Source organism: Pseudomonas sp. 22189, assembly GCF_052045635.1.
Lineage (GTDB): Bacteria > Pseudomonadota > Gammaproteobacteria > Pseudomonadales > Pseudomonadaceae > Aquipseudomonas > Aquipseudomonas parakoreensis.
The window spans coordinates 193,861-209,066 of the sequence record NZ_JBQEPG010000011.1 but is presented as its reverse complement, the minus strand read 5'-3'; the positions used below and the strand labels follow the sequence as shown (position 1 = coordinate 209,066).

The 15,206-nt window shown below is 62.0% G+C and carries 9 protein-coding genes; 5 read left to right on the top strand and 4 right to left on the bottom strand.

Going from position 1 to position 15,206, the window contains the following annotated elements:
* Nucleotides 1-13 precede the first annotated feature (13 nt).
* A complete protein-coding gene (locus tag ACTJKS_RS14430) occupies nt 14-1,885 on the bottom strand; it encodes a putative bifunctional diguanylate cyclase/phosphodiesterase (RefSeq protein WP_108183687.1) in 1,872 nt (623 codons plus the stop codon).
* A complete protein-coding gene (locus ACTJKS_RS14425) occupies nt 1,885-4,140 on the bottom strand; it encodes an EAL domain-containing protein (RefSeq protein WP_262948218.1) in 2,256 nt (751 codons plus the stop codon). Before ACTJKS_RS14425 ends, ACTJKS_RS14430 begins: the two co-directional genes overlap by 1 nt.
* Before the next feature lie 249 nt (nt 4,141-4,389).
* Between ACTJKS_RS14425 and ACTJKS_RS14420 the strand changes: the two genes are divergently transcribed.
* The 4 genes from ACTJKS_RS14420 (at nt 4,390) to ACTJKS_RS14405 (ending at nt 7,416) form a co-directional block, all read left to right on the top strand.
* Nucleotides 4,390-5,751, top strand: a complete 1,362-nt coding sequence (locus ACTJKS_RS14420) for an HD domain-containing phosphohydrolase (RefSeq protein ID WP_108183685.1) — start codon at nt 4,390-4,392, stop codon at nt 5,749-5,751.
* A 67-nt stretch (nt 5,752-5,818) separates the two neighbouring features.
* Nucleotides 5,819-6,253 carry an NUDIX hydrolase gene (locus ACTJKS_RS14415; protein WP_041068318.1) on the top strand — a complete coding sequence of 145 codons (435 nt, stop codon included), beginning with the start codon at nt 5,819-5,821 and terminating at the stop codon, nt 6,251-6,253.
* A 24-nt stretch (nt 6,254-6,277) separates the two neighbouring features.
* A complete protein-coding gene (locus ACTJKS_RS14410) occupies nt 6,278-6,916 on the top strand; it encodes a LysE family translocator (RefSeq protein WP_041068320.1) in 639 nt (212 codons plus the stop codon).
* A gap of 2 nt (nt 6,917-6,918) precedes the next feature.
* Nucleotides 6,919-7,416: a GNAT family N-acetyltransferase gene (locus ACTJKS_RS14405; RefSeq protein WP_108183684.1), complete on the top strand. Its 498-nt coding sequence runs from the start codon at nt 6,919-6,921 to the stop codon at nt 7,414-7,416.
* A 217-nt stretch (nt 7,417-7,633) separates the two neighbouring features.
* Here ACTJKS_RS14405 and metR read toward each other — a convergent pair whose 3' ends face one another.
* Nucleotides 7,634-8,551, bottom strand: a complete 918-nt coding sequence (gene metR, locus ACTJKS_RS14400) for a transcriptional regulator MetR (protein ID WP_108184427.1) — start codon at nt 8,549-8,551, stop codon at nt 7,634-7,636.
* Nucleotides 8,552-8,671: 120 nt separating this feature from the next.
* Nucleotides 8,672-13,837 carry a dermonecrotic toxin domain-containing protein gene (locus ACTJKS_RS14395; protein ID WP_262948217.1) on the bottom strand — a complete coding sequence of 1,722 codons (5,166 nt, stop codon included), beginning with the start codon at nt 13,835-13,837 and terminating at the stop codon, nt 8,672-8,674.
* A 268-nt stretch (nt 13,838-14,105) separates the two neighbouring features.
* Here ACTJKS_RS14395 and ACTJKS_RS14390 point away from each other — a divergent pair, with 268 nt between their 5' ends.
* On the top strand, nt 14,106-15,125 hold the full coding sequence (locus ACTJKS_RS14390; RefSeq protein ID WP_222018498.1) for an alpha/beta fold hydrolase: 1,020 nt from the start codon (nt 14,106-14,108) through the stop codon (nt 15,123-15,125).
* Nucleotides 15,126-15,206: the final 81 nt, after the last annotated feature.

The window sequence follows — 15,206 nt, the reverse complement described above, 5'->3', positions numbered from 1 at the left end:
TTCAGCGTGTTGATCAAATCGCCCACGGCGTGGTTTCGCTGCCGGCCAGCAAGCGCGCAAACGCGTCTGCCGGCAGGGCCTTGCTGAAAAAGTAGCCCTGACCTTCCTCGCAGTGATGCGCCTTGAGAAAGGCCAGTTGTTCGGCGGTTTCAATACCCTCGGCAATGACGTTCAGCCCCAGACTCTTGCCCAGATGGATGATGGCGCTCACCAGTGCGGCATCGTTGGGGTCGTTGCACAGGTTGCGAATGAACGACTGGTCGATCTTCAGCACATCGATGGGAAACCGCCGCAGGTAACTCAGGCTGGAATAGCCGGTGCCGAAGTCATCGATGGCCAGGCGCGTGCCCAGCGTTGTCAGGCGCTTGAGCGCGGTCATCGTCGCCTCGACGTTTTGCATCAGCACGCCTTCGGTGATTTCCAGCTCCAGGCAGTCTGGGGCCAGGCCCGTCTGCTCAAGCACGCGCTCGATGCCGGCGACGAAGTCACGCTGGCGAAAATCGATCGGCGAAGTGTTGACCGACATGCGGATCGGCGGCAGTCCGGCGACTTGCCAGTCGCGGGTCTGACGACAGGCCTCAGCCAGCACCCATTTGCTCAGCGGCACGATCAGACCGCTGTCCTCGGCCACCGGGATGAAGTCCGAAGGATAGACCCAGCCGTGTCCCGGTTTCTGCCAGCGTATCAGCGCTTCGGCACCGACCACTGTGGCCGTGCGCAGGTCGATTTTCGGTTGGTAGTGCAAGACGAATTCGTGCTCATGCAGCGCGCGGCGGATGCCCGACTCAATGCTGTGCTGTTCCCGGGCGTGCTGGTTCATGGCTTCGATGAAGAAGCCAATGTTGTCAGGGCCGTGCTCCTTGACGTTGCGCATCGCCGTCTCGGCTTTCTTGATCAGCTCGATGGCTTCGAGGCCGTCAGCGGGATAAACGCTGATGCCCAGACTGGCCGTGACGCTGACGTCGTGGCCGGCAATCGCTTGCGGCAGGCGAATGGCGGCCAGCAGTTTTTCCGCGAGGCCGTGGGTTTGCTGGGGATGGTTGATGTCGCCAAGGATCACCACGAACTCGTCCGAGCCATAACGAAACACCGAGTCGGAATCACGTACGCAGGACAGCAGTTGCCGGGCGACCCGTTTGAGCATCTCGTCGCCCGCCGGATGGCCCAATGCATTGTTGATGCGCTTGAAGCGATCCAGACCGAGGAACATCACCACCAGTTGCTTGTCATGGCGCCGGCACACCGCAATCGCCTGGCTCAGACGATCACCCAGCAGGGTGCTGTTGGGCAGCTCCGTGAGGCTGTCGTATTGCAGCAGGTGCGAGACTTTGAGCAATTCGTGCACCCGCGCCTCGATGGTTTGCTCAAGGCTGAGCATCTTCAGCGCCGCGTCCTGCGCCAGCTGCCACTTCCAAGTCAGCGCGTTGGCCATCTGGCGGATTTCCAGGCTGTCGAACGGTTTTTTCAGAATCAGCAACTGGTCGCCGAACTCCAGCCGTTCGGCCATCGCCTCCCAGCTGTAGTCGCTGTACGCGGTGCACAAGGCAATCTGCAGGTTCGGATCGACCCGCCATAATTGTTCGATGGTTTCCAGGCCATCCCAGCCGGGCGGCATGCGCATGTCGATGAAGGCGAGGGCATACGGGTTGCCGCTGACCAGCGATTGTTTGACCAGAGCCAGAGCTTCCTGGCCCTGATAAGCGGAGTCGAGCTGGAAGCTCAGGTGCGGCGTCTGCTGGGTGCCGAACAGCGTCTGTTCCAGTTGATTCAGATCGACGGCGTCCTGAACCTGTGGGGCAAGGATCTTGCGAAAGTCGTCGTGAATCGCCGGTGTGTCGTCGATGATCAGGATGCGCCGGTTGGTCTGGGGGAACGGCGTTTTCATCACTCGTCCTCCTTCGGTGCCGGGTGAGCACTGTCCTTGAGCAATCGCCCGGCATGTTCGGCGCTGACCGCCGCGCTGAAATACAGCCCGCGCGCGCTGGGCAGCGGGGCTGCGGCAGGTGGCGCGCACGGCTGATCCGGCGACGGCTGGCCTTCAGCGATGATGCCGATGTCCAGGTCCCGGGCGAAGTTGACGATGGCGCGCAAGGCGTTGGCACCGGCCACATCGTGAGCGGCATTGTCGATGACGCTCTGGGCCAGTTTGAGCTGATTGACCCGGTAGGTTTTCAGGTAATCGAACGAGGAATACTCGGTGCCGAAATCATCGATGGCGATGGTCACGCCCAGTTCACGCAGGCGCGGCAACGCGTCGTTGTGCGTCCACTTGGTCTGGGCCAGCGTGGCCTCGGTGACGTCGAACCGCAGGTCCCAAGGGGCGAGCTCCCAGCGGGCGGTGGTGCGCAGCACGGTGTAGATCAGTTCCGGGCCGCTTTTGAGTTGCGCCAGGGAAATCTTGATCGCCATCACGGGCGGCGCCACCCCTTGATTACGCCACAGATGCATCTGATGGCAGGCGTGATCCAGCACCCAGCGTCCGAGCGGAATGATTGCGCCGGTTTTCTCCGCGATCGGCACAAAGTCCGCTGCCGGCAGCAGGCCGCGCCGGGGATGCTGCCAGAGGACTTGTGCCTCCATGCCCAGAATCCTGCCGCTGTGCAGATCTACTTCCGGCGCGTAATGCAGCCGCAGTTGATTGCCTTCAAGGGCGGTCATCAATTCGCTGACCAGGGTCATGCGCTCGGCCACTTCCCGAGAGATGTCCTCGGAGTGGAAGTGATACTGATTGCGGCCCATTTCCTTGGCGCGGTACAGCGCCATGTCGGCCTGCCCGAGCAGGCTGTCGGCATCGAGACTGAGTTCGCTGTAACTGCTGATGCCAATGCTCACCGAAATGTGCAGTGCATTGCCGGCCAGGTTATACGGCGCCAGCAACGCGTCGCGGATGTTGGCGGCCATCGCCGCCGACTGGGTCGGGTCACTGACGTCCAGTTGCAGGATCGCGAATTCATCGCCACCCAGACGCGCCACCACGTCGCTTTCGCGGACACCGGACTTGATGCGCCGGGCGACCTCCTGCAGCAGCAGATCGCCAACCGGGTGACCGAGGGTGTCATTGATCCGCTTGAAGTGGTCCAGATCCAGGTAAAACACCGCAAACGGCATCGCGCCGCGTCGCGCAGCGGCAAACGCCTGGTGCAGGCGTTCGATCAGTGTGGCGCGATTGGCCAGGCCCGTCAGGCCATCGGAGCGGGCGAGCAAGGCCAGTTTGTCCTCGGCCTGGCGACGTTCAGTGATGTCGAGGATGATGCCTTCGACTTCCAGCAGACGGCCGTCCTGATCGCGTACCGGGATGTAGCGGTTCTCCACCCAGCGCCAGGTGCCCTGGCCGGTGCGCATGCGGAATTCGATGGACGCGCCCGACGCATGCCGATCCAGTACCCGGGCCATTGCCGCGTCGACGCTGGCCTGATCGTCCGGGTGAATCAGGACCTTCGCCCAGTCGGGCGAACCCACCAGATCGGCGGCGACATGGCCGTAGCGGGTGATGTTGTGAGAGATGTACATCAGCGCGAATGAGGGCTCGCCACGCAAGCGGTAAAGGATGGTCGGACTGTTCTGCACGATCACGTTGGCGTCCGACAGCTCCCGGGTCCGCTCCTGCACTGCGTGCTCCAGCAGGCTCATTTTCAGCTCGGCGTCTTCGGTCATTTGCCATTTGACCGTGAGGGCGCTGGCCATCTGCCGAATCTCGATCGCGTCGAAAGGCTTTTTCAGAATCAGGAGCCGGTCGTTCAGTGCCAGGCGTTGGTCGATGTCTTCCCAGGAGTAGTCGGAATAGGCCGTGCACAGTGCGACTTGCAGTTTGGGGTCGACTTGCCACAGCCGTTCGATGGTCTCCAGGCCATCCCAGCCTGGCGGCATGCGCATGTCGATGAAGGCCATGGCGTAGGGGCGGTTTTCAGCCAGCGCGGCTTCGAGTTTTTCCAGGGCTTCCTGGCCCTGAAAGGCCGAATCCAGCTCGAAGTGTGGGGTGTGCCGAATAGACGGGGTGCCGAACAACAGGTTCTCGGTTTCGCCCAGGCCATCGTCGCCGGGAACGACGGGGCTGAGAATCTTGGCAAAGTCGTCATGGATCGCCGGACTGTCGTCGACAATGAGCACGCGGCGATTGATCGGCGTGGTGGGCGGGTTCATGCCGCGCCCTCCTCGGGAAGGCGTGCTGTGATCATCCGGGGCATCCTTTTCCCTCGCCATTGCCTGTTTTGTAAGCCGATGGAGTTCTTTGCCGTGTACAGCATAGTCGGCCCCTCGGTACTGCGCTGGCCGCGCCGGACGAAGATTTAAGTGAATGCACTGAAAAATCATCTAGCCTTGGACTCAGGCGCGGGCCAGTGGGGCGGTCGGTCGGTGTGTCGTTAACTCTGTTTCGCGTGAGGCCATGCCATGCAAGAGCAATCCGCGCCGATGCCGTCGCATCGCCCCACGGTGCTGCTGGTCGATGATGAGGAATCAATCCTCAACAGCCTGCGCCGCCTGTTGCGGGGGCAACCTTATGACGTCCTGTTGGCGACCAGCGGTGCCCAGGCGCTGGAGATGCTGGAGCAGCAGCCAGTGGATCTGGTGATGAGCGATGCGCGCATGCCGAACATGGATGGCGCCTCGTTACTGGCGCATGTCCGTCAACGCTATTCGGCCACTGTGCGCATCATGCTCACCGGTTATGCCGACCCTTCGGCCATCATCAAGGCGATCAACGACGGGCAGATTCATCGCTACATCAGCAAACCGTGGAATGACGAGGAGTTGCTGCTGATCCTGCGCCAAGCGCTCGACCATCAGCATTCCGAGCAGGAGCGGCAGCGTCTGGAGCGCCTGACCCAGGTGCAGAACGATCAGCTCAAACTGCTCAACAGCACCCTGGAAAAGCATGTCGCGGCGCGTACCGCCGAACTGCAGCAGACCGCCGACATGCTCGATCTGGCGTACGAAGAGCTCAAACACAGTTACGTCACCGGCACCGAAGTGTTCTCGCTGCTGGCCAATCTGCGTCTGCCACCTGCGAAGCAGACCAATCGGCAGATCATCGAACTGGTGCGCAGCTACTGCAAACAGCATGCTCTGGACGAGGCCACCAGCCGCGATCTGACCATGGCCGCCGCGCTGTACAACATCGGCAAACTGAGCTGGACCGACGGCATGATGACCACGCCTTCGGATCTGCTGCGTCACACCGATCGCGAGCGTTATCGCAGCTATCCGAAGCAGAGCGAATCGCTGCTGATGACGCTGGACCCGATGAAGGACGCGGCCCGCCTGATCCTGCATCACCAGGAACGCTGGGACGGCAGCGGCTTTCCCGACCGGCTCAAGGGCGAGGCCATTCCGTTCGGTTCGCGCCTGCTGAAACTGGCCGTGGATTTCGTCGAGTTGCAGCGCGGCCTGATCCTCGAACGGCATTTGAACAGCGACGAAGCGCTGCTGTACCTGCGGCAGTACGCCGGTCGCTTGTACGATCCTGATCTGGTGGAGGATTTCATTCAGGTGTGCGCGGCATTTCTGGGCGACATCACCCTGGCCGACCCGACGGTCAAGGTCCTGACCACCCGGGACCTGGCGGCGGGGATGATTCTGGCGCGCAATCTCAATGCCGATAACGGCATGTTGCTGCTCAACGCCGGCAAAGTGCTCAGCGCGCTGTTGGTGGAAAAGCTGATTGCCTTTGAAGCCATGGAGGGCGGCAAGTATCAGATTTTCGTCAAGCTGCCGGAGGCGGATGAAACTGCGCTCAAGGCGTTGGGAGAGTGACCTGTGAGGTGACGTGATCAGCCCGGGCATGGGATCCTTGCGCTTTTTCCAGGCCGGTGGCTGACCCATGACCTCTGCATCCGTTGTCGCTCCAAACCTCATTCGTATTGCCGCTGCGCTGTTGCTCAACCCTCAAGGCCAGACCCTGCTGGTGCGCAAGCGTGGCACCACGGCGTTCATGCAACCGGGCGGCAAGATCGAGGCGCATGAGTTGCCAGTGCACGCGCTGGCCCGCGAGCTGGAAGAAGAGCTGGGGCTGACGATCGATCCGGCGCAGGCGTCTTTTCTCGGCCAGTTCTCGGCGCCCGCCGCCAACGAGCCGGGGTTTGTCGTGCAGGCGGAGATTTTTCAACTGACCATCGATGCCGATGTGACGCCCGCTGCCGAAATCGAGGAAGTGATCTGGATCGATCCGGTCAGTGATCCTGCTGTCGTTCTGGCGCCATTGACACGCGACCTGATCCTGCCGTTTTATCGCCACTCGCTGACCGCGATCGCCTGATCCCCCACGCACAGGATGTCCACCATGATCCCGCTTCAAGACCTGTTGATCTTCGCCGCCGCCGCGTTGTTGATGGTACTGACGCCGGGGCCGAACATGATTTACCTGATCTCGCGTTCGATCTGTCAGGGACGCAAGGCCGGGGTCACCTCGTTGCTCGGTGTGGTGGGTGGTTTCTTCGTGCACATGTTTGCCGCGGCTGCCGGTTTGAGCGCGGTGTTTCTGGCGGTGCCGATGGCCTACGAGGTACTGAAGTGGGCCGGTGCGCTGTATTTGCTGTGGCTGGCCTGGCAAGCGCTCAAACCCGGTGCGCGTTCGCCGTTCGAGGCGCAGCAATTGCCCCCGGACTCGTCGCGCAAACTGATTACCATGGGCTTTCTCACCAGTGCGTTGAACCCGAAGATAGCGGTGTTCTACCTCTCGGTGTTTCCACAATTCATCAGCCCCGAACACGGCTCGGTATTCACCCAGAGCATCCTCCTCGGTCTGACCCAGATCAGCGTCAGTTTCAGCGTCAATCTGTTGATCGCGCTGTTCGCGGCAGGCATTGCTTCCTGGTTCGTGCGCAACCCGACATGGCTGGCGCTGCAGCGTTACTTCATGGGGTTTGTACTCGCTGGTCTGGCGGTGCGCCTGATGCTTGAACAACGCAGGACCGCCTGAGCATGTGGATCGAACGCCTCGACGCCAGCCATGCGCTGGCTTACCGCGAGCTGATGCTCGAAGCCTACGACCGCCATCCGCAGGCGTTCACCTCCAGCGTGCGCGAGCGCGCGGTGATGCCGCTGAGCTGGTGGGAAGCGCGGCTGACCAGCAAGCTGGATGTGGTGCTCGGTGCGTTCGAGGCAGGCACACTGGCCGGCATCGTCGGCCTGGCGTTCGAACCGCGAGAGAAGGCCCGCCACAAGTCGACCTTGTTCGGCCTGTACGTCTCAGCCGATTTTCGCCAGCACGGCCTGGGCCATCAACTGGTCGAGGCTGCCATCGCTGAAGCCCAAACCCATCCCGAACTGAAAGTCCTCCAGCTCACCGTCACCGCCGGCAACGACGCCGCGTTCAACCTGTACCAGCGTTGCGGCTTCATCCAGTTCGGCCTTGAGCCATTGGCGGTGCGGGTCGGCGAAGACTATTTCGACAAGATTCACATGTGGCGACAACTCTGATCGTCCCCCTAAATGAGAGGTTTTTGTGGCGAGGGGATTTATCCCCGATGGGCGGCGAAGCAGCCCCAAATCCTACAAACGCGGGCTATCTGAAACACCGAGTGCACAGGTCTCAGGGCTGCTGCGCAGCCCATCGGGGATAAATCCCCTCACCACAATGAATCTTTTTGTCTCGCAAATGCTCTCGGTTTACCGTCAGTCATGAGGCACCTTGGTGTCAGCGAACCGCGCTAACCCCATCCAGTGTCGAGAACGAGGTGTCCTTGGCGGTCAGCAGGAAATCGCGCATGTACGGCGCATCGAGCATGTCGGCGCGGATCGCCGCGTACAGCGTGGCAAACAGACCTTTTTCGCCCAGGCGCTTGGCTTTTACATAGCCGCGCGAGCTGTATTCGTGCAGTGCCCAGTGCGGCATGCCGCACACGCCACGGCCGCTGGCGACCAGTTGCATCATCATCACCGACAGCTCAGAGGTGCGAACCTGCGCCGGTTCGATGTCGGCCGGTTCGAGGAAGCGGGTGAAGATGTCCAGCCGGTCGCGCTCCACTGGGTAGGTGATCAGCGTTTCAGTCAGCAGGTCCTCGGGGACGATGTACGGTTTGTTCGCCAGTGGATGCTGGTTCGCCACTGCGAGCATCGCTTCGTAAGTGAACAGCGGCACGTAGGTGATGCCGGCGATGTCCAGCGGATCGGAAGTCACCACCAGATCCAGGTCACCGCGGGCCAGCGCCGGCAGCGGGGCAAAGGCGAAACCCGAGGCGAGGTCGAGTTCGACTTCCGGCCAGGCGTCACGGAACTGGTCGATGGTCGGCATCAGCCACTGGAAACAGCTGTGACATTCGATCGCCATGTGCAGGCGTCCAGCGGTACCGCCGGCCAGACGACTGATGTCGCGCTCGGCGGCGCGCAACAGCGGCAGGGTCGCGTCGGCCAGTTGCAACAGGCGCAGGCCGGCGCTGGTGAAACGCACCGGTTTGGTCTTGCGCACGAATAACGGCATGCCCAGGCGTTCCTCCAGTTCCTTGAACTGGTGTGACAGCGCCGATTGGGTCAGGTGCAGACGGTCGGCGGCATCGACCAGACTGTCAGCCTCGCGCAGGGCATGCAGGGTTTTCAGATGACGGATTTCAAGCACGGCTGGCCCCATGAGGAAAACTTGTGACAAATTCGAAGGCAGTGAGTTTGTCTCATGTTGACAGTGCTGTCGACCACTCGAGCAGAAGCGGGGCATCGCCATGCCCCGCTGCTTTTCGCCCTAGAGGTCTGCGAAATGCCGGATACCCAGCGGTTTACCGATATCGCCGCGCCAGATCGCCTCGACCTGTGCCCCGCTGGCGGCCTGAACCTGCTGCCATTGCAGGCCGAGGTTGCGTTGCTCCGGCAATTTCAGGTGCGCCTTGACGAAGTCAGCAAAGGGCACCTTGTCCGAGGTGTAGTGAAAATGCGCGTACCACAGCGTGCGCGGCGGCGTGGAGGTGAGGTCGCGCACGGCGTATTCCTGAAGGAAATCCTTGCGCCCGTCAGCCCTTTTGCCCAGTGCCCGCAGCGGACCTTCGCGGCGGATATCCACCACTTGCTGTTGCAGCAGATAATCCAGATAGCCTTCAGTGGGCGTCTTGCTGCGCAGTGACTGATCAATGCGCAGCGTACGACCGGTACGGCGCAGTTCGCGGGCCTTGTCGTGCAGTTGCAGCACCACCGGTTCGGTCGGCGACAGTCGCTCGATGGCCTGGGCACGGGTGCTCAGTTCGGTCGCTTCGCTGCTGAGCATGTGTTCCAGATCCACCGGCAGCATGTCCTGGCGGGCATAGCCCTGCACCTTGTTGCTGTAAACCGGAACAGCTGCCAGACGTTTGCGCGCTTCGACCAGCAGTGGCTGAACGTCAGTTGGCAACGTTGCTGGCGTCGGGGCGGTGCGCACTTGCAGATGGTATTTGCCACCGGAGCGCGGCAGCCAGGTTTCGCGGAATCCGTCGATGCCTTCAATGGTGATGCGTTTTTCCCGGGTGCCGGCGTCGATGCTTTCCGTGCCGATCAGCAACTGGTTGTCCTCGGTTTCGAACAGTTGCTTGCCGCCAGGCTCTTTCGGCTTGATTGGCGCACGTTGCCTGATCGCATGCCGCGCCTGCGCTTCGACCTGAGTCAGCCCCTCGAGGAACAGCCCGACCTGTTCCAGATCCAGATGCTGTGCATAACCCAGTGTCCAGGCGTTCAATTGACGACGGAAATCGGCATAGATCTGCAGGCAGTCCTCAAGGATCCGATTGCGCTGAACCAGGCTGGCGCTGACCTCTGGCAGGTGATGCTGGGTCAGCAATGCGCGCCCGACCTTGGTCCGGGCGTCTTTGAGCTGGGTATGGAAATACGCCCAGGACAGGTCAGTGACCGCATCGTAGCGGGCAATGATTTCCAGCAGATGCGCAGTTCTCAGGTAGTGATGGGTGTTGTCTCCCAGGTTGCGGTTGATAGCGGCCATGTCTTTCGCCATCCGGGCTTTCTGCGCGCGGTTGCTGATGCGGTTGTTCCACAGTCTGGCCTGCTCGGTGATCGCATGCAGTTGATCGAACTCCTTGAGGAAATCCTCGCGGGCCTGCTTGCGCCGGGCCATGAGTGTGATATGGACGCTGGTGTGGTCGAAGGGCACGGCATCGGACTCGGCGACCAGTGCGTCGATCCGGTTCAGGTGTTCCAGCAAGCGGTCGCGGGCGACGGTGACGCGCTGCACGGCGCGGTCGACCACGATCCAGGCGCAGCGGCTCTGGATGGCTTCAATCTGCAGACGTTTGCGGCCGTGGCTCAAAGGTATTAATTCGACAAGGTTGTCGTATTGGGCGATCGCGACGTCGATGTCATTCAGGCAGGCTGTGTCAACGGCTGTCTGCAGGGGCTTGCGCTGGGCAATATCGAGGTTCTGATAGTTCTCCAGCAACTGGTTGGTGGCGCGGGTCTGAGCATCGAGGCGCCGGGTGTAGTTGTCGGCGGTGTTGGTCAGGGTCATTTGCCGGCGCAGTTGCCGATCGGTCCACCAGCGCGGTAGCCACTGGCGGATCGGCGCAGGCCAAAGCGGATCCAGGCCGTCGACCAGATGTCCGAGCACTGCGCCGCCGCCAGGACCGCCACCGTCCATGACAGTGCCGTGCACCGCATAGTGGGTGTTCCACTGACCGCTGTCGTCGAGGGCGATCGGTTGTTTGTAGCCGCGCATCCATGTGCCGTAAAGCCTCCAGCCACGCGGTGCATCGCTTAGCTGAACCCGATAAATGCGGCCCTGACGAACGATGAAATCGCCATCGGCGTGACGGTAGACGTTGCGATAGACACCGTGGGTGGCCGGGTGCAGGCCGGCCAGGGAAATGTCGAATTCGTACTCGTAACCCTTGAAGCGGTCGAGCGACTGCCGGGCCCGTTGCCAGGACGCCGACATGGTGGCGAATCCGCCCAGGGCCGCGCCTTGCCGCTGACGGGTGGCCAGACGTGCTGCTGCGGGGGCGGAGACGGTTCCGGGCAGCACATCCATTGCCGCGTCGATCAGTGACAGCAGCACTGCCTCCACCTCCGCCAGACCATGCCCGAGCTCGCCGCGCAAGAACGCCGCGACGGCCAGATTGGCGCTGTTCCAGGCGTCATACAGGGCCACTGCCGCCCCCACGAACGGCACCATGCCGATGGCCATTTTCAGATAGTTGAACAATGCCCCGGATTTCAGTGCACAGCGTTCCAGATACAACGCATCGTTGGAACGCGAACTGTTGCGATGGGCCTCCAGCAACCGGCCCATGTGCACGTTCAATAGATGAATGGCCAGCGATGTGGTCGCCGGCCAAGCCATTCCGACGCCGATCAGGGCATCGAAATTGCGCAATTGCGCCTGGTTGATGCGACTGACATGGCTGGCAAAATCGCCGCTCACGGCGCGTCCGGCCAGGTAATTGACCATTTTGCTGTCCATACAACGCCTGAACAGATCCATTCGCGCCTGTTCCAGCGTCGTGTACTGCCGCAGGAAGAGGGCGTCGGTGCTGTCGGGCAGGTAGAGCAGGGTCAGGCCACTGTTCTGTTCGACAATGAACGTCAGCCCGGCGAGCGTGCTCGGTCCCTGATGCGCGGTGTCCTCTCCACCAACCGTCAGCTGCACCGGCAGCAGCGCGATGCGCTTCCCATCAACGGCATACGCTTGGGGTGAAGTCGCATCGATGGCGACCTTCAGTACGGCATGGCCGGCACTGTCGATGTGCCGTTGCAGCAGGGCGAATTCACCTTGCAACCTGAGCATCAGCCGCCATGGTTCGCTCAGGCATTCGCGGCGCCAGGCCTGCTGAAACGCAGGTTCTGCCGGCGCGCCGAAAAACACTTGGCGAATCTGTTCTTCGTAACGTCCGGGCAGATCGAGCTCGGTCACCAGTTTGCGCAAGTAGACCAGGTTGAGTCCGGCTTCGACGCGCTGCCGATCGGTTTCGTCCTCGGCACGGATCCTGGCCTGCATGAACGACAGTCGCCACCACATGGCTTGATCGATGTTGTGCTGTGCCAGTTGTTCGAGGGCGAGATCGCTGCGCTTGTCGCTCGCGGTCAGGACATTGCGTTGCGGCGTGCCAGGCGCAGCCCCTTCCATCACGGTTTTTTGCCAGACCGTCGAATCGGGCAGATCGAGGCTCACGCTCACGCTGTGTTTGAGCGCGAAGTCCGCGCGCAAGCGGGCGTCGATGCGTTTTTCGGCGAAGGCCTGACGCGACGGCAGCTCCCGTTCGAGCAGCGCATGGGCGCGATGCATGGCGCCGAGGTAGTGGCTGATCAGCGCTTTGAGCGTGTTCCGGTGCGCCGCGTCGAGGTTGTCGAACCACTCGGGCAGGCTGCCGGCCAGCGCGGCGCTGCGGTCTTGCGCCTGACGTTCGGCAAATGCCCGTTCGCGGGCCTGCGCGATCGGCACGGTCAGGCGTGGCAAGTGTTGTTCGCGCAACTTTTCCATCTCGGCCTGGCGCTCGCCGGCACGGCCGGGCAGCGGGTTGTCGCGCAGGATCTGTGCGGCCTGTTGTTCGCATTGATAGAGCTGCTGATCGAGTGACCAGGCGAGCGGGTCATCGGTCAGTGGTGTCAGGTGCAGGGTCAGCCCGCCGTCCTGGGGCGAGCGTTTGAACACGTTCTGCTCCAGTGCCGCACGCGAAGCAAAACGTTGCAGGCCGCCAAACTCGCCGGGCCAGTAAAGCAGCAGGCTGTCGGTGGAACCGGGGGCCAGCGCTGCAAGAGGGGCGATGATCAGTACACCTGGCAGCTCCTCGACGGCGCTGATGTTGTCGTCTGCCGTAGCCAACGATATGCGGGCGATGACCCCGTCTGTTGGCGGCAGGTGGTGTCCCGGTGCGTCCAGCATTGCGATGACTCGCCGATGTTCCGCGACGGACAGTTGCTCCAGCGTCCGTTGCAGTTCGACCTCCGCGCGCAGCCCTGCGATACGCGCCTGCAGCAAGGCCTGGTAATGCTCGTTTGAGCGGCGGCGTAATTCGAGCAGGGTCAGCGGAGTGTGGCTGTCGAGCAGGGCCGATGCGGCGTCATGGCTGGCCTGCTGAGCCTCGCGCAAGGCGACGAGTCGTTGTGCCAGTTGTTGACGTTGCGGACTGTTCGGCTCGGCGTCGCCAAACAAGCGGTCAAGCGCACGCTGTTCAAGCGCCAGCGTCTGCCGGCGCAGATCCAGGGGAATATCGGCCATCAGCAAACCGAAGGGCGCGACCTCATCGACGCTTGGCCCGGCACTTTGCGGCAGAGCGGGCGTGATCGGGAAAAACTTGTCGAGTGCGATCCCGTTGTCGCCAGTGACGGGCGAACTCGACAGCAGCGGTTCAACGCCGCGCTTGAGCGGATCACTACCGAATTCGATGAAGTCCAGCGAGGAGACTTGCAGTCGCTCCGGTTGCTGATCCATCAGCCAGCGCTCAAGGTCGGCCTGTTTTTCGAAGCGGAGCAACGGTTGTGGGTGTGCGGGCAGGTAAAGCAGCAGCGTTTCCTCCAGTTGAAGCAGCAACGTGCCGTACAGACGCACCCGGCTGTTATCGACACGATTGAGTACCGGTTGCGCGACCCGCAGATCCGCCGCGACCTGGCTCGACGGGGTGAGAAGTTGCTCAAGCCTGTGGCGTTGTGAGGTGTCGAGCTTGCCTTCGGCAGCCGCCCATTGAAGCGCGGCCTCAAAGTGCAGTTGATAGAGACTCAAGGCATGCTCGCGCCGTGACAGCGCAGTGCCGGGCGCGCGGGCATCCCACCAGGCGCTTTCGGGTTGCCCGGGATGCCGGGCCATGAGGTCCAGCCATTGCTGGTGACAGTCGTTCAGACGAGCCGTGGCCAACAGGTGCAGATGTTGATCGACGTTGGGCTGTAGCCGCTGATCAAGGCCGAAGTCGGCTGTTACAAGGGGAGGCGAATGGGTCATGCGACAGGGCTCCAGAGGGCATGCAGACCGGGTAATTCCGGTTTTCATGCCTATTAGAGGCGCGCTGTCACAAGCCCATGCGGTACATGGTTATCGCTGGGGGAGTGGTTTTGTTGCAGAGGATGTACAGACTGTTCCGGCCTGATTCGTTGTCGGAGAATGACCGCTCGGCAAACTTCATCAAACTGTCACGCAACTGTGGCAGCGCGCTTGAACAAACTTCATCAGACTCGCGCTCTACTGGGGTTCTGCGTTTCGGTGTTTCTTCATGCGTTTATTTTTTCTGTTGGCCGCGCTGTTGTTCGGCCTGCCGTCGATGGCGGCTTCGCGTTGCGACGTCAATGTACCGACTGAACGGGTCGATCTGGCCCAGGTGAGCCTGGCGTACCAGAGCATCGGCCGTGCTTCGGATCCGGCGCTGTTGCTGGTCATGGGTTTGGGCGGCCAGTTGATTCACTGGCCGGACGAGGTGGTGGTTGCGCTCTGTCAGCAGGGTTTTCGGGTGATCCGCTATGACAACCGCGATGTCGGTCTGTCGACCTGGCGTCAGGCCCCGGCCGACGCCAACCTGACCTTTGAAGTGCTGCGTTACAAGCTCGGATTGCCGGTGTCGGCACCGTACTCGCTGAGCGACATGGCCGATGACGCGCTGGGGTTGATGGACGCGCTGCACATCGAGCAGTTTCACGTGCTGGGTGCCAGCATGGGCGGGATGATCGCCCAGCACTTGGCGGCGATGGCGCCACAACGGGTGGAAAGCCTGACACTGATCATGACCAGTTCCGGCGCCGAAGGCTTGCCGGCACCGAGTGCGGCGCTGGTGCAACTGCTGGCGCGGCGTGGCGCGCCGAATCGCGAAGTGGCGCTGGAGCAGCAGGCCGATCTGCTGGCGGCGCTCGGTAGCCCGGCGGTCACCGATGACCGGCAAGCGTTGTTGCATCAGGCGGCGGTAGCCTACGATCGGGCGTTCAACCCTGAGGGCGTGAAGCGCCAGATCATGGCGATCCTTGCCGAGCCGAGCCGGGTGACGTTGCTCAATCAACTGCGGGTGCCGACCCTGGTGGTGCACGGCACGGCGGATCCGCTGTTGCCGGTGATGCACGGTGTGCATCTGGCGGCGCATATTCGTGGCAGTCAGTTGAAGCTGATTCCGGGGCTGGCCCATCGTTTTCAAGAGGCGTTCAAGGCGCCGTTGCTGGCGGCGGTGTTGCCGTATTTGCAAGCGCATCGTGAAGACACGTCGCACTGGGCGCAGATCGAGCCGGTGGCAAGCGGCAACCTGCTGTAGCTGAGGTTTTGACGGTGTTGACTCGGGCCTCTTCGCAAGCAAGCCGGCTCCCACATTTGCAATGCGGTTCGCTTGAGGGAG

Bases quoted from the DNA above. Each gene is read 5' to 3' on its own strand.
- ACTJKS_RS14430 (WP_108183687.1), bottom strand. From the start codon at position 1,885: ATGAAAACGCCGTTCCCCCAGACCAACCGGCGCATCCTGATCATCGAC.
- ACTJKS_RS14425 (WP_262948218.1), bottom strand. From the start codon at position 4,140: ATGAACCCGCCCACCACGCCGATCAATCGCCGCGTGCTCATTGTCGAC.
- ACTJKS_RS14420 (WP_108183685.1), top strand. From the start codon at position 4,390: ATGCAAGAGCAATCCGCGCCGATGCCGTCGCATCGCCCCACGGTGCTG.
- ACTJKS_RS14415 (WP_041068318.1), top strand. From the start codon at position 5,819: ATGACCTCTGCATCCGTTGTCGCTCCAAACCTCATTCGTATTGCCGCT.
- ACTJKS_RS14410 (WP_041068320.1), top strand. From the start codon at position 6,278: ATGATCCCGCTTCAAGACCTGTTGATCTTCGCCGCCGCCGCGTTGTTG.
- ACTJKS_RS14405 (WP_108183684.1), top strand. From the start codon at position 6,919: ATGTGGATCGAACGCCTCGACGCCAGCCATGCGCTGGCTTACCGCGAG.
- ACTJKS_RS14395 (WP_262948217.1), bottom strand. From the start codon at position 13,837: ATGACCCATTCGCCTCCCCTTGTAACAGCCGACTTCGGCCTTGATCAG.
- ACTJKS_RS14390 (WP_222018498.1), top strand. From the start codon at position 14,106: ATGCGTTTATTTTTTCTGTTGGCCGCGCTGTTGTTCGGCCTGCCGTCG.